This is a genomic window from Amycolatopsis rhabdoformis (assembly GCF_035918295.1).
Taxonomy (GTDB): Bacteria; Actinomycetota; Actinomycetes; order Mycobacteriales; family Pseudonocardiaceae; genus Amycolatopsis; species Amycolatopsis rhabdoformis.
Genome location: NZ_CP142149.1, coordinates 6597130 through 6610167, shown reverse-complemented (window position 1 = coordinate 6610167; position 13038 = coordinate 6597130). Strand labels below are relative to the sequence as shown.

The 13038-nt window shown below is 70.4% G+C and carries 11 protein-coding genes and 1 pseudogene; 2 read left to right on the top strand and 10 right to left on the bottom strand.

The genetic code is table 11. The annotated features are described in order from the left end of the window. Positions 1 to 14: 14 nt before the first annotated feature. From VSH64_RS30255 to VSH64_RS30235, 5 genes are read right to left on the bottom strand one after another with little or no spacing between them, the layout of a single operon-like run. Positions 15 to 719, bottom strand: a complete 705-nt coding sequence (locus VSH64_RS30255) for an ABC transporter ATP-binding protein (protein ID WP_326566146.1) — start codon at positions 717 to 719, stop codon at positions 15 to 17. After that, positions 716 to 1510 (bottom strand): ABC transporter ATP-binding protein, encoded by a 795-nt coding sequence (locus tag VSH64_RS30250; protein WP_326566145.1) that lies wholly within the window; start codon positions 1508 to 1510, stop codon positions 716 to 718. Before VSH64_RS30250 ends, VSH64_RS30255 begins: the two co-directional genes overlap by 4 nt. After that, positions 1503 to 2540: a branched-chain amino acid ABC transporter permease gene (locus tag VSH64_RS30245; protein WP_326566144.1), complete on the bottom strand. Its 1038-nt coding sequence runs from the start codon at positions 2538 to 2540 to the stop codon at positions 1503 to 1505. The genes VSH64_RS30250 and VSH64_RS30245 overlap by 8 nt, the downstream gene beginning before the upstream one ends. After that, positions 2537 to 3391, bottom strand: a complete 855-nt coding sequence (locus tag VSH64_RS30240; protein ID WP_326566143.1) for a branched-chain amino acid ABC transporter permease — start codon at positions 3389 to 3391, stop codon at positions 2537 to 2539. Before VSH64_RS30240 ends, VSH64_RS30245 begins: the two co-directional genes overlap by 4 nt. 23 nt (positions 3392 to 3414) lie before the next feature. Next, positions 3415 to 4608: an ABC transporter substrate-binding protein gene (locus tag VSH64_RS30235; RefSeq protein ID WP_326566142.1), complete on the bottom strand. Its 1194-nt coding sequence runs from the start codon at positions 4606 to 4608 to the stop codon at positions 3415 to 3417. Positions 4609 to 4959: 351 nt separating this feature from the next. Here VSH64_RS30235 and VSH64_RS30230 point away from each other — a divergent pair, with 351 nt between their 5' ends. Continuing rightward, on the top strand, positions 4960 to 5565 hold the full coding sequence (locus tag VSH64_RS30230) for a helix-turn-helix domain-containing protein (RefSeq protein WP_326566141.1): 606 nt from the start codon (positions 4960 to 4962) through the stop codon (positions 5563 to 5565). A 266-nt stretch (positions 5566 to 5831) separates the two neighbouring features. Next, positions 5832 to 6992, top strand: a pseudogene (locus VSH64_RS30225) (Cmx/CmrA family chloramphenicol efflux MFS transporter); the annotation flags it as partial. A gap of 73 nt (positions 6993 to 7065) precedes the next feature. Here the strand turns inward: VSH64_RS30225 and argG are convergent. From argG to VSH64_RS30200, 5 genes are all read right to left on the bottom strand, one after another. Next, a complete protein-coding gene (gene argG, locus VSH64_RS30220) occupies positions 7066 to 8517 on the bottom strand; it encodes an argininosuccinate synthase (RefSeq protein ID WP_326566140.1) in 1452 nt (483 codons plus the stop codon). Positions 8518 to 8655: 138 nt separating this feature from the next. Further along, positions 8656 to 9423, bottom strand: coding sequence for an NPP1 family protein (locus tag VSH64_RS30215; RefSeq protein ID WP_326566139.1), 768 nt, complete (start codon positions 9421 to 9423; stop codon positions 8656 to 8658). 129 nt (positions 9424 to 9552) lie between these two features. Next, a complete protein-coding gene (locus VSH64_RS30210; protein ID WP_326566138.1) occupies positions 9553 to 11823 on the bottom strand; it encodes an FtsX-like permease family protein in 2271 nt (756 codons plus the stop codon). Next, positions 11820 to 12500, bottom strand: a complete 681-nt coding sequence (locus VSH64_RS30205) for an ABC transporter ATP-binding protein (protein ID WP_326566137.1) — start codon at positions 12498 to 12500, stop codon at positions 11820 to 11822. Before VSH64_RS30205 ends, VSH64_RS30210 begins: the two co-directional genes overlap by 4 nt. After that, entirely contained in the window at positions 12497 to 13021 is a 525-nt protein-coding gene (locus VSH64_RS30200; RefSeq protein ID WP_326566136.1) for a PadR family transcriptional regulator, read from the bottom strand. Before VSH64_RS30200 ends, VSH64_RS30205 begins: the two co-directional genes overlap by 4 nt. Positions 13022 to 13038: the final 17 nt, after the last annotated feature.

The following is a 13038-nucleotide window of genomic DNA, read 5'->3' as shown; positions in this document are numbered from 1 at the left end:
CTCCGGGGGAGTTTTCACAGGAACGCGTTTTCGATCACCGTGCGGGTGAGCACGGCGGCGGCCGGACCTCGCTCGACCTCGCGGCCGAGGTTGAGCACCAGCACGTCGTCGCACAGCTCCCGCACGACGGTGAGGCTCTGCTCGGCGATCACCACGGCCAGGTCGGCGGTGCGCGCGAGCCGGGTCAGCGATTCGACGAGCCCGCTGACCGCGATCGGGGACAGGCCGAGTGAAGGTTCGTCGAGCAACAGCACCCTCGGCTGCGACACGACGGCCCGCGCGACGGCCAGGGACTGTTGCTGGCCACCGGAAAGCCGCCCGGCCGCCCGGCGCCGCAGGTCGCGCAGCACGGGGAAGAGCTCGTAGGCGAACTCGATCCGTTCCGCGCGCTTCGCTCGGCCACGCACGCGCAGGCACCCGGCGTGCAGGTGCTCTTCCACCGTGAGCTCACCGAAGAGCTCGCGCGACTCGGGCACGAACGCCAGGCCACGGCGGGCCCGGTCCCAGGCCGGCACCCCGGTGAAGTCCTCGTCGCCGAGCCGGATGGTGCCTGCGTGGGGTGTGACGACGCCGGCCAGGGCTTTGAGCAGGGTGCTCTTGCCCGCGCCGTTGGCGCCGACGATGCCGAGGTATCCGCCGGCGGCGACCTCGAAACCGAGGTCGTGCACCACCGGGATGCGCCCGTAACCGGCGTGGATCCCGTGCACGGAGAACGTCATCGCAGTGCTCCTTCGGCTCCGGGACCGATGTACGCGGCGAGTACGTCGGGCCGCCGCAGCACTTCTTCGGGGTCGCCGTCGGCGAGGATCTCGCCTTCGGCCAGCACCACAGTGCGGTCGGCCACGCGCCGGACGAAGCCCATGTCGTGCTCCACGAAGATCACCGTGGCGCCGGCCGAGTGCACGTAGTCGAGCACGCGGTCGGCCACCATTTCCTTGTCCTCCACCGGCATCCCGGCGCTGATCTCGTCGAGCAGCAGCAGCTCGGGCCGGCTCATCAACGCGCGGCCGAGGTCCACGAGCCGGCGTTCGGGCGCCGAGAGCAGGTCGACGTTCACCGCGGCCTGGTGCTCGATCTTGAGCTGCGCCAGTACTTCGTACGCGCGGTCGACAAGTCGCTTTTCGTCGGCGAGGAAACCGCGGCCGCGCAGCACCGCGCCGAGGAACCGGCTGGGCCCGGCGAACGCACCGGTGGCCAGCTGGTCGAGCACCGGCAGGCCGGCCACGAGCCGCGAGTCCTGGAACGTGCGGCCGATGCCGAGCCCGGCGCGCCGCCACGCACCCACGCGGGTGAGGTCCGCCGCGCCGCGGGTGGTCTTCAGCGTGATCGAGCCGCCGGTCACCGGGACCAGGCCGCTGATCGCGTTGAACAGGGTGGTCTTGCCGGCGCCGTTGGGCCCGACCAGGCCGGTGACCGAACCGCGCGCCACGGAGAAGCTCACTTCGGACACCGCGACCAGTCCGCCGAAGCGCACGAGCACGGAATCGAGGTCGAGGATCGCGTCAGCCACGAGCGCCTCCCGAGGACCGCAGGTTCACCAGCGACCGCAGCCCGCCCGGGCGCAGCACGAGGATCACGAACAGCAGCGCGGCGTTGAGGTAATTGCCGAAACTTCCGCTGCTGGGCAGGAACTGCTGCACCACCACCATGATCAGCACCCCGGTGACCGTGCCCCAGACGCTGCCGACACCGCCGATCACGATCATCGTGAGCAGCAGCAGGGTGAGCTCGAGCGTGAAGTTCGTCGGTGTGATGAACGTGAGCACCGCGCCCAGCAGCACCCCGCCGAGGCCGCCGAGCAGGCTGCTGAACGCGAACGCCAGCATGCGGGTCAGCGGCACGTTCACGCCCATCGTCGCGGCGGCCTTCTCGTCGGTGCGCACGAGCGCGAACGCGCGGCCGATCTTCGAGCGGGTCATGCGCTGCACCACGATCAGCGCGACCGCCGCGAACACCACGGCCACGAGGTAGGCCTGGTCGCCGCCGAGGTCGACGAGAATGCCGTTGTCGCCCTGGGTCGGTGGCCACAGCTGGATGGCGAGCAGCGCGGCCTGGGAGAACGCGAGCGTGAGCAGCGCCAGGTAGAGGTCGCGGGTGCGGATGATGGCGACGCCGATGATCGTGCCGGCCACGGTGGCCGCCACGGCCCCCACGATCAGCCCGCCCACCGGCCCGAACCGCGGCTCGGAGACCGCGTAGCCGTAGGCGCCGAGCGCCATGAACGCGTTCTGGCAGAAGGCGAACTGCCCGGCCTGCCCGAGCACGACCGTGTAGCCGAGCGCGGACACCAGGTACGCGGCGAACAGGCCCACCACGGTCTGGATGTACGCGCCGCCGACATCGGCCCAGACGGCCACGAGCACGGCCACCAGAACCACCCCGGCGGTCGTCCACAGTGAACCGAGGTAGCGCTTCTCGCCGGCGGGCGAGGTGATGGTGCTGGGAGTGGAAACCCGCACCCGGCCGAGCCACTTCTCCACCGGCAGCGCGGAATCGCGGACGGCGGCCCGCACGCGGCGGGGGACGGTCACCGTGGTCATGCGCGCGCTCCGAACAGTCCGGTGGGGCGGGTCAGCAGGATCACGAGCATCACGCCGAGCGACACGAAGGCGCTGTAACTCGCCCCGATCGCGCCCGACACGACCGCCTGCACCACCCCGATCAGCACCCCGCCGACGGCGGCGCCCGGCAGGCTGCCGAACCCGCCGAGCACCACCGCGGCGAAGCTGTCGAACGTGTACTGCTGACCGAGGTCGGGGGAGAGCAGGTAGGTCGGGAAGATCAGCGCGCCGCTCAGGGCCGCGAGTCCACCGCCCACACACCACGCCAGCGTGGAGACCCGCGCCGGGTTCACCCCGACCACGGTGGCGCCGAGGCGGTTGCTCGCGACCAGCCGCATCCGCAGCCCGGCCGACGTGCCGCGCAGCACCAGCGTGAGCCCGGCGACGAGCACGAGGCTCACCACCATGAGCACCACGTCCATCGCCGACCAGCCGAGGCCCGGCACGATCGGCGAGCGGCCCGCGTACGGCGTCATGGTCTTGGCCTCGGCGCCGAACGACGAGAGGAACAGCGCGCTCGCCACCTCCGTCACGGCGATGAGCACGATGATCTGGGCGAGCAGGCTCGCGCCGCGAAGCGGGCGCAACGCGAGCTGGTCCACGACCACCCCGGACGCGACACCCGCGACGACCGCGCCGAGCAGGACCACCCACGCGGGGAACCCGTGCGAGCCGAGTTCCCACGCGACGTAGCCGCCGAGCACCATCTGGCTGCCGTTGGCGAAGTTCACCACGCCGGTGGCGCGGTAGACGAGCGTGAAGCCGAGAGAGACGAGAGCTAGAGCGAATCCGTTGACGATTCCGGTGCCGAAAGTGGCGGTGGTGACCATCGGTCAGTCCTCACAAAGCCGGGTCAGTTGGCGGTGAGCTGGTTCTGCGTGGTGTCGTTGCCGAAGAACGAGACCTTGCCGCCGGCGATGCCGTAGAAGTTGGTGCAGGAGTTGCCCTTGTGCGAGGTCGTGGAGAACGCGATGGGGCACGGCAGCTCGGGCGTCTTGAACGGTTGCATGGTCTCCAGGCCGGTGATCAGGCCTTCGGGCGTGGTGTCCTTGGCGTTGCGCAGGCCGGCGATGAAGGCCTTGGCCGCCGCGTAGGCCTGCACGGTCCACACGATCGGCGCGTCGTTCGGGTGCTCGGCCTTCCACGCCTTCATGAAGTCGGCCGTGCAGGGGTCGCCGACGGGGCAGGCGAGCGGGGTCAGCGCGTAGTAGCGCACCTTCGGGTCGGATTTCGCGAGCTGGTCGAGTGAGGTGTTGGAGCCGGCGAACGTGACCAGCGGCAGGTAGGTCGCCTGGTGGATCTCGGCGTTGATGACGGCGGCCATCGGCGGCGCGGTGATGCCGAGCAGCACGGCGTCGACGCCGGCGTCCTTGAGACCCTGCACCTGGCTGGTGGCGTCGGTGGCGTTGGCGGCGATCTTCTCCGTCGCGTCCACCGTGAGGCCGTACTGCGAGAGCGCGGCCTTGGCGCCGGACAGCGCGGCGTCGCCGTACGCGTCGCTCTCCACCATCATGCCGACCTTCTTGGCACCCATGGAGTGCACGAGCTTCGCGATGCCGACGGCGACGTCGTCGGAGGAGAACGCCGGGGCGAAGGTGTACTTGTTGAGCGGTTTGGTCAGCTGCGGGTTGATGCTGCCCGGTGTGTAGAACGGGGTTTTCGTGCTGCTCGCGACCTGCATGGTGGAGAGCGCGGTGGGCGTGAACGCGGGGCCGTAGAGCACGGAGACCTTGTCCTGCGTGATGTACTTGCGCGCCACCGTGACCGCGGTGGCCGGGTCGCTCGCGTCGTCGGCGTAGAGCAGCTCCACGGAGTGGCCGTTCACGCCGTTCTTGGTCAGGTCGGCGAAGGCGAGCTTGGCGGAGTCCTGGTAGACCGCGTCGAAGGCGGCGTCGGCGCCGGTGAGGCCGAACTGCACGCCGATCTTGATGCTGTCACCGCCGGCCGATCCGCTCGAGCCGCACGCCGTGAGCACCGCGGCGGCCACCGCGACGGCGGCCACCAGTGCGAGTTTGCGCGGACGTCGCTGCCGCCCGGGGAAAGCCATCATCATTCCTCCGCGTCATTGGTTCGGATGATTCGAGACGACGACGCCGGCGGCGGCGGGGACCAGATCCGCTGGAGGCGCACTGTGAGTGCAGATTTTTACTGTCAACTCAGTCGAGTGTCAAGGCTCAGGCTCTGGATCTTTACGCTGCTCAGTGCCATAACCCCAGTTCACGCCGGATGCAACGGCCGTTGCGAAATCGACACTTCGGCTGTTTTTGATCTTGAAAAGTCGTGCTGCTGTTTTACTGGTTGAACTCACGGTAAAACTTGTACAGTGGTTCTCTTGGTTCCCCGACCCTCGAAGGTCTGGACCGCGATCCCCCCGACCCCGCCCGCGCAGGAGCGACACATGGCCTCACCCCCCGAGCAGTCCGACGAGCCGCGCAGCACCTCGGAGGGCGTGCACATCGGCTCGAAGCTGCGCGAATGGCGCCACGAGAGCCGCACGACGCTCACGGAGGTGTCCGAGGCGGTCGGGCTCTCCGTCGGCTACATCAGCCAGGTGGAGCGCGGGCGGGCCAACCCGTCGCTCGAAGCGTTGAAGCGCCTGGCCGACGTGCTGGGCCACACCGTCGGCGAGCTGTTCAGCAACGAGGCCCCGCCGGCGAACCCGCTGCGGTACTCGGTTTCCAAGAGCGGGCAACGCAAACGCATCATGTACCCGGGCTCGGGGATCATGAACGAACTGCTCAGCCCCGACCTGCAGCACCAGATGGAAGTCGTCTGGGTCGAAGCCCCGGTGGGCGCCACCAGCGGCGGCCACCCGCACTCACACGTCGGCGAGGAATGCGGCATCGTGCTGGCGGGCGTGATGATCTTCTGGGTCGGGGAGGACGAAGTCCGCCTTGAAGCGGGCGACGCGATCTACCTGGATTCCACGGTGCCGCATCGTTGGCATGTCGGGGAAGGGGAGCCGTTGAAGGCGGTTTGGTTGATCACGCCGCCCACGTTCTAGGGCTGTCTACTGTGGACTTCCAGGTAATCTGTTCCGAGGGCGCGGAAACCGAGCTGCCGCGAGGAGCGTCGGTCGGGTAGCGTGCGGGCCATGTCGAGTCCTGAGGCGGACGAGGTGGGGGCTTTCGGTCACGCCGTCAGCCCCCTGAACCCTTGAGTTCGTAGCGCTGTCGTCGCACCGCGTTCCGCGGTGGGGCGAGCGTGCGCGCGGGGCCGGCCGCGGTGACGAGTTGACCTTCTCGTGCTTCTCTCACCTCGGAGTCTTCGATGCCTCTTTCCCTGTATCTGCTTGCCCTGGCGGTCTTCGCCATGGGCACCTCGGAGTTCATGCTCGCCGGCCTGCTGCCGGACGTCGCCTCGGATCTCGGCGTCACCGTCGCGACCGCGGGCGGGCTCACCTCGGCCTTCGCGGTCGGCATGGTCGTGGGCGCCCCTCTGGTGGCCGCGCTCGCCCGCACCTGGCCCAGGCGTACCACCCTGCTGGGGTTCGTCCTGGCTTTCGCCGCCGCTCACGTCGTGGGCGCGAGCACCACGAGCTTTCCTGTCCTGTTCGCCACTCGGGTGGTCGCCGCGCTCGCCAACGCCGGGTTCCTCGCCGTCGCTCTCACGGCGGCCGCCACGCTGGTCTCGCCGGACAAGAAGGGTCGTTCGCTGGCCGTGCTGCTGTCGGGCACGACGATGGCCACGATCGTCGGTGTCCCCGGTGGGGCGGCCATCGCGACGGTGTTCGGCTGGCGGGCCCCCTTCTGGGCCGTCGCCGCGCTGTGCCTGCCCGCGGCGCTCGGCATCGTGAAAGGAGTCCCGGCGGGACGGGTGAACGCCGAGCCGATCGGCGGGCCGCCGTTGCGTGCGGAGCTCGCGCAGCTCGTCCGGCCGCGGTTGGTCGTGGTGCTGCTGCTCGGCGCGTTGGTGAACGCGGCGACGTTCGCGAGCTGCACCTTCCTGGCTCCCGTGGTGACCGGGACCGCGGGCCTGGCCGAGTGGTGGATCTCCGTGGTCCTGGTGCTCTTCGGTGCCGGTTCTTTCGTCGGTGTCACCGTGGCCGGGCGGCTGTCAGACCGGCGTCCCGGCGCGGTCCTCGCGGTCGGTGGCCCGTTGCTGCTCGTCGGCTGGCCGGCCCTGGCGCTGTTGGCCGACGAGCCGGTCGCTCTGCTCATCCTCGTGTTCGCGCTGGGTGCGCTGTCGTTCGCGCTGGGCAGCACGCTGATCACGAGGGTCCTCTACGAGGCCGCGGGAGCGCCCACCATGGCCGGCTCGTACGCGACCGCGGCCCTCAACGTCGGTGCCGCCGCGGGGCCCCTCATCGCCGCGGCCACGCTCGGCACCGCGGCGGGGAACCTCGGGCCGTTTTGGGCCGGCGGGCTGCTGGTGGCTGTCGCGCTGCTCATCGCGTTCCCCGCGATGGCCGCGGCCGCCGAAGCGCCGAGGTGCGGTCCCGTTGAACGACGGGGGTCCCGGCTGCGGTGGCAGCCGGGACCCCGGTCAAAGCGAAACTCCGAACTCAGTCAGTTCCCGACTCCATCGCCGCGCTGTCCAGCAGTTCGACGTCGTCGGTGCGACCCCGCGAAGCGATCGCCTGCGCGCCACCCTCCGGCATCGCCCCGATCAGGCCGGTCGAAGCGGCCTGCGCGGCACCGATCAGCGCCGGGTGGGCGTTGGTGTTGCCCACCATCCCGAGCCCCGCGTACTGCTCCAGCTTCGCGCGCGAATCCGCGATGTCCAGGTTCCGCATGGTCAGCTGGCCGATGCGGTCGACCGGGCCGAACGCGCTGTCCTCGGTGCGTTCCATCGACAGCTTGTCCGGGTGGTAGCTGAAGGCCGGGCCGGACGTGTCGAGGATCGAGTAGTCCTCGCCGCGCCGCAGGCGCAGGGTGACCTCGCCGGTGATGGCCGTGCCGACCCAGCGCTGCAGCGACTCGCGCAGCATCATGGCCTGCGGGTCGAGCCAGCGGCCCTCGTACATGAGCCGGCCCAGGCGGCGGCCTTCGTTGTGGTAGCTCGCCACGGTGTCCTCGTTGTGCACCGCGTTCACGAGCCGCTCGTACGCCGCGTGCAGCAGGGCCATGCCGGGGGCCTCGTAGATGCCGCGGCTCTTGGCCTCGATGATGCGGTTCTCGATCTGGTCGGACATGCCGAGCCCGTGGCGGCCGCCGATGGCGTTGGCCTCGAGCACCAGGTCCACGGACGTCGCGAACTGCTTGCCGTTGATCGACACCGGCCGGCCGAGCTCGAAACCGATGGTCACGTCCTCGGGCTCGATCTCCACGGACGCGTCCCAGAACCGCACGCCCATGATCGGCTCGACGATCTCGATCCCGGTGTCGAGGTGCTCCAGCGACTTGGCCTCGTGGGTGGCGCCCCAGATGTTGGCGTCGGTCGAGTAGGCCTTCTCGGTGCTGTCGCGGTAGGGCAGCCCGTGGGCCACCAGCCACTCGGACATCTCCTTGCGGCCGCCGAGCTCGGTCACGAAGTCGGCGTCGAGCCACGGCTTGTAGATGCGCAGGGCGGGGTTGGCCAGCAGGCCGTAGCGGTAGAACCGCTCGATGTCGTTGCCCTTGTAGGTGGAGCCGTCGCCCCAGATCTGCACGTCGTCTTCGAGCATCGCGCGCACCAGCAGCGTGCCGGTGACCGCGCGGCCGAGCGGCGTGGTGTTGAAGTAGCTGCGCCCGCCCGAGCGGATGTGGAACGCGCCGCAGGTCAGGGCCGCGAGGCCCTCCTCGACCAGCGCTTCCTTGCAGTCGACCAGGCGGCCGAGCTCGGCGCCGTACGTGGTCGCGCGCCCGGGCACCGACTCGATGTCGGGCTCGTCGTACTGGCCGATGTCGGCGGTGTAGGTGCAGGGCACCGCGCCTTTGTCACGCATCCACGCGACCGCAACGGACGTGTCGAGGCCACCGGAGAACGCGATGCCGACCCGCTCGCCGACGGGAAGGGAAGTGAGCACCTTGGACATGGGTATGATTATGCATCAGAATGTATGACTGTGCATAGTCGGGGCGGGAAGTCGTGACGCAGATCGCTCCGGACACCGAAAACGGGTGCCACCCCCGAGGAGAGGATGACACCCGTCGTCAGCGGAAACGCTCAGACCTCAGCCACGCGGGTCGAACGGGATGCCGGACGGCAGCGAGGCCGCCAGCAGGTCGTTGAAGCGCGCGTCGTTGATCTTGATCGTGGCGGCGCCGAAGTCGGCCGACATCAGCTTGTCGCGCAGGGCGGTGGACGGGTAGCCGTCGTAGCCGACCAGCGGCGGGTAGCGCCAGTTGTGGTAGTGGTTCTCCGGCGGCTCGTCGTTGTTGTTGGCCAGGCGGAAGAAGTGCGTGCCCAGGCCGTCCTTGTGGTACACGACCTTCGGGTGCGAGCCGTCGAACCGCACCTGCGAGCGCGGGTAGGTGACCTGGCTGCTGTGCTGCGTGGTGGTCACGAACTCGACCTGGTTGCTCGCCTGGTTGATCCAGGAGATCACGTGCTCCCAGTCGTGCCGGTGGCCGCCGAGACCGCTGCCGGCCACGGCCTGGTCCTTCTCGAAGTAACTGGCATAGACCACTGCGCACCAGCCGTTGTTGCACTTCGACCGGGAGTAGGTCTGGGAGTTGTCGAGGTCGGACTGGTCGCGGCAGCTGCCGTTCACCGCGCCGGTGGTGTTGAGGCCGGGAGCGAGCGTGCCGTCCGGACCGATGGCGGGCGTGGCGTAGCAGCCGTCGCCGTCGTAGTCGTACGCCGGCGAGAACGACTGGTCGTAGCCACCGGCGTTCTGGGGGAGGTTGTGCGGGGGATCGGCGTACGCCGCGGCAGCCGGGATCACCAGCGCCAGCACGGTGGCGCCGAGCACCGCACCGAGCCGTTTGAAGGTGCGCATAGAGGTCGACCTTCCGAAAGGGGACTGGGGCGATGATCATGCTGGCGCAGATGATCGTCAGGGAGAAGAAGTTCGACCCGAAAAGCCCGCGACGAAGGTGGGTCGCGGGCTTGACGGGGCGATGAACTTTTACTCCGCGCGCAGAGATTCCACCTTTGTGACCTGGCGCAGCAGCGGGATCGTGCACGCGGTGACCACGAGAACCGCGGCCACGGCCGCGCCGGCCATGCTGGCGATCAGCCCGACGTCGAGCTTCAACGGGATGTCCGCGGCCCGCAGGATCGGCAGCGTGAGCCCGGTGCCGGCGAGCACCGCCAGCACCACGCCGATCGCCACCGGCAGCGCGATCTGCGCGAACGAGCTGCGCGCGAGCACACCCAGCGGAACACCCGAGGCGGCCAGCGCCGCCAGCGCCCGCCGCCGTTCGGCGATCTGCTCCACCGCCAGCATCAGCAGGCTCAGGGCCGCGACCGCGAGCACGAACAGCGACGCAGCGAGCAGCACCGAGCGGATCGTGGCCAGGATCCCGGTCGGCGCACCCGAGCGCTCGTCGGTGTCAACCGTGGCGTGCCAGGTCAGGCTCGAGATCGCGGCCGCCACGCGGTCGCCCACCTCGGCGGTGCCGCCCGGGCCCTTGGCGTACACCCTGGTCGTGTCGCCCGGCACCGGCACGCCGGCCACCGCCGCGTCGGTGACCAGCAGCGTGCCGTCCAGGTTTCGCGCGGCCGAGGTCAGCGGGATGCGCACGACGTTCGCGGGAGGTGTCCACAAGGGACCGTTTTCGGTCGAGTCGGCGGTGAGGTGCACCGGTCCCGAGGGCACCGGTGCGTCCCCGACCGCGAACACGCTTCCGTCCACACAGGACGGCAGCTGCGCTCGCAACGCCAGCGCGGCGCACGACCCGATCTCCAACCCGGTCCACTGGTCGCCGGCGACCGCCGACGCGCGGCGGGTCGTGCCCACCTGCGTGAGGCCGGGCGCGGCCGCCACGCGTTGCTGCACTTCGGCCGCGGCCGACTGGTCCGCGTACACGGTCACGTGCGCGGCCCCCGCCCACGACTGATCGGCCTTGGTCTCCGCGGCGTCGGCCGCGAGCAGCGAGTTGAGCACGACCTGCAGCAGGATGCTCCCCGCCACCACCACGACCAGTCCCGACACGACGCGGCTCGGCGTGCCGCTGTCGAGCTGCAATCGCCGCACGGCGAGCTGCCACGCGGGCGGCCCGCCGCGCAGCCGGCCGGCGATCCCTTCGACGATCCACGGCAGCAGCACCGTGACGCCGATCAGCAGGAGCGCCGAGCCGGCGGTGAGCGCGAACATCAGCACGTCGCTGGCCCGCCCGGCTTCGGTCGCGTAGGCCGAGCCGACGAGCAGCACGCCGACGGCGGTGATCCCCCAGCGCCACCACATCCGCCGGCGCACCGGTTTGCCCTGGCGAACCACGCCGAGCGGCTCGACGATCGTGCGCCGCAGCCCGAAAAGCGCCGCCCCGACGGCCAGCGCGGGCACGAGCACCACCACCAGCACCGCGAGCGGCCACGGCGGCACGAAGTCCTCCCCGAACACGCGGTAGCCGAACAGGTCGAGCGACCCCAGCGTCGGGCGGATCACGAGGAACAACCCCACCCCGAGCACCAGGCCGATGATCGCGCCCAGCAACGACTCCCCGGCCGCGACCCAGCGCACCTGCCGGGCGTCCACGCCGAGCAGCCGCAGCGCCGCGAGCCGCTGGTCGCGTTGGGCCGCCCCCATGCGCGACGCCGTGGTGACGAAGATCAGCAACGGCAGCAGCAATGCCACGACGACCGGCAGCACCGCGGTGAGCAGCGTGGCCGCGATGGCCACGCGCGGCGGCTCACCACCGCCGAAGCCGTAGACCGATTTCACGTCCGGGCTCGACTTCACGTCGTCGACCGTGCTGCCGTACCAGGCCGTGACCTGGCCGGCGTCGACGAGCCCGGGTTTGGTGATCGTGCCGGCCGGCGCCGCGGGCATCCGGCTGCGCAGCCCGGCGCCGTCCGGTCCGGCGAGCAGCCGGCCGAGCTCGGGTGACACGAAGAGCTGACCCGGCTTCGGCACCGCGGTGAGCCCGGGTGGCACGGGTGCGTGGGGGCCACCGGCCGCGACCGAGGTCAGGCGCACGAACTGGTTGCCGCGGATCGCGGACCACTCCACCGTGTACAGCGGATCGACACCGGGCTTCGGGTCCGTGATCTGCGCGGTGTCGGCCGCGCGGTCCTCGCGCGCGTCGACCACCGAGCTCACCGACGCGGCCGGCAGCAGCACCGCCACCACGAGCCCGATACCCACCGCGGTCATCGCGAGACGCAGCAGCGCCTGTCCCGACATCCGGCCGCCCCCGACGGCCAGCCGGAGGCCGAGAAGAAGGTTCGCGATCACTGCGCGAACTCCGGGTCCGCCACGCGTCCGTCGCGCACCACGATCTCGTGGTCCGAGTACGCCGCGACGCGGGCTTCGTGCGTTACGAGCACCACGGCCGCGTTGGTCTGCCGCGCGGCTTCGGTGAGCATGCGCATCACCTTCTCGCCGTTGAGCGAGTCGAGCGCACCGGTCGGCTCGTCGGCGAACACCACCTTCGGCTTCGTGACGAGCGCGCGGGCCACGGCGACGCGCTGGCCCTGCCCGCCCGACACGTCACCGGGACGCTTGGCCGCGACGTCGGACACCTGCAGCCGTTCGAGCCACTCGCGCGCGGCACCCTCGGCCTCGCGCCGTGCCACCTTCTGCAGTCGCAGCGGCAGCGCGACGTTCTCCAGGCAGGTCAGCTCGGGCACGAGCTGGCCGAACTGGAACACGAAGCCGAACTCCGTGCGCCGCAACGCACTGCGCTCGCGGTCGGTCATCGCGACGAGGTCGCGGCCGCCGTAGGTGATGGTGCCGGCGTCGGGCCGGACGATGCCGGCGAGGCAGTGCAGCAGCGTCGACTTGCCCGAGCCCGACGGGCCCATGATCGCGAGCACCTCACCGGCCGCGACGGACACGCCGGCACCGCGCAACGCCTGCGTGGGACCGAAGGACTTTTCCACGGCGGTGGCGACGAGCAGGGGTTCGGTCATGCCCGCACCTCGCTCGCCAGGTCGTCGAGCCGCGCGGCGGTGAGTTCGAGCCAGCGCAGGTCGGCTTCGAGGTGGAAGAGCGCGTGGTCGCAGATCAGCTGCGTGGCGAGGTCACCGTCGCGCTTGCGGCGGGTGAGCTCGCGCATCACCTCGAGGTGCTTGGCGCGCTGCGTGTCGAGCACGGTGGTGGCGCTGCGGCCGGACAGCAGCGCGAGCACGACCTTGGTGTAGAGCGTGTTCTGCAGGTACGGCTCGGGGTTCTCCGGCGTCGCGAGCCAGCGCTCGACGTCGGTGACGCCGGCGTCGGTGATCGTGTAGCGCTTGCGCTCGGGCCCGTCGCCCGCCTCGACGCCGGCGACCTCGACGAGGCCGTTCTTCAGCAGCCGCGAGAGCGTGGCGTACACCTGCCCGTACGCGAGCGGGCGGTCCTGGCCGAACTGTTCGTCATACGCCCGTTTCAGGTCGTACCCGTGCCGCGGTCCCGGCTCGAGCAAGGCGAGCAGGGTGGTCCCTACCGACATGTCTGGTCCCCTTCGGA

Coding starts and splice junctions, on each gene's coding strand:
- VSH64_RS30235 (WP_326566142.1), bottom strand. CDS start 4,608: ATGGCTTTCCCCGGGCGGCAGCGACGTCCGCGCAAACTCGCACTGGTG.
- argG (WP_326566140.1), bottom strand. CDS start 8,517: ATGTCCAAGGTGCTCACTTCCCTTCCCGTCGGCGAGCGGGTCGGCATC.
- VSH64_RS30215 (WP_326566139.1), bottom strand. CDS start 9,423: ATGCGCACCTTCAAACGGCTCGGTGCGGTGCTCGGCGCCACCGTGCTG.
- VSH64_RS30255 (WP_326566146.1), bottom strand. CDS start 719: ATGACGTTCTCCGTGCACGGGATCCACGCCGGTTACGGGCGCATCCCG.
- VSH64_RS30205 (WP_326566137.1), bottom strand. CDS start 12,500: ATGACCGAACCCCTGCTCGTCGCCACCGCCGTGGAAAAGTCCTTCGGT.
- VSH64_RS30245 (WP_326566144.1), bottom strand. CDS start 2,540: ATGACCACGGTGACCGTCCCCCGCCGCGTGCGGGCCGCCGTCCGCGAT.
- VSH64_RS30230 (WP_326566141.1), top strand. CDS start 4,960: ATGGCCTCACCCCCCGAGCAGTCCGACGAGCCGCGCAGCACCTCGGAG.
- VSH64_RS30200 (WP_326566136.1), bottom strand. CDS start 13,021: ATGTCGGTAGGGACCACCCTGCTCGCCTTGCTCGAGCCGGGACCGCGG.
- VSH64_RS30240 (WP_326566143.1), bottom strand. CDS start 3,391: ATGGTCACCACCGCCACTTTCGGCACCGGAATCGTCAACGGATTCGCT.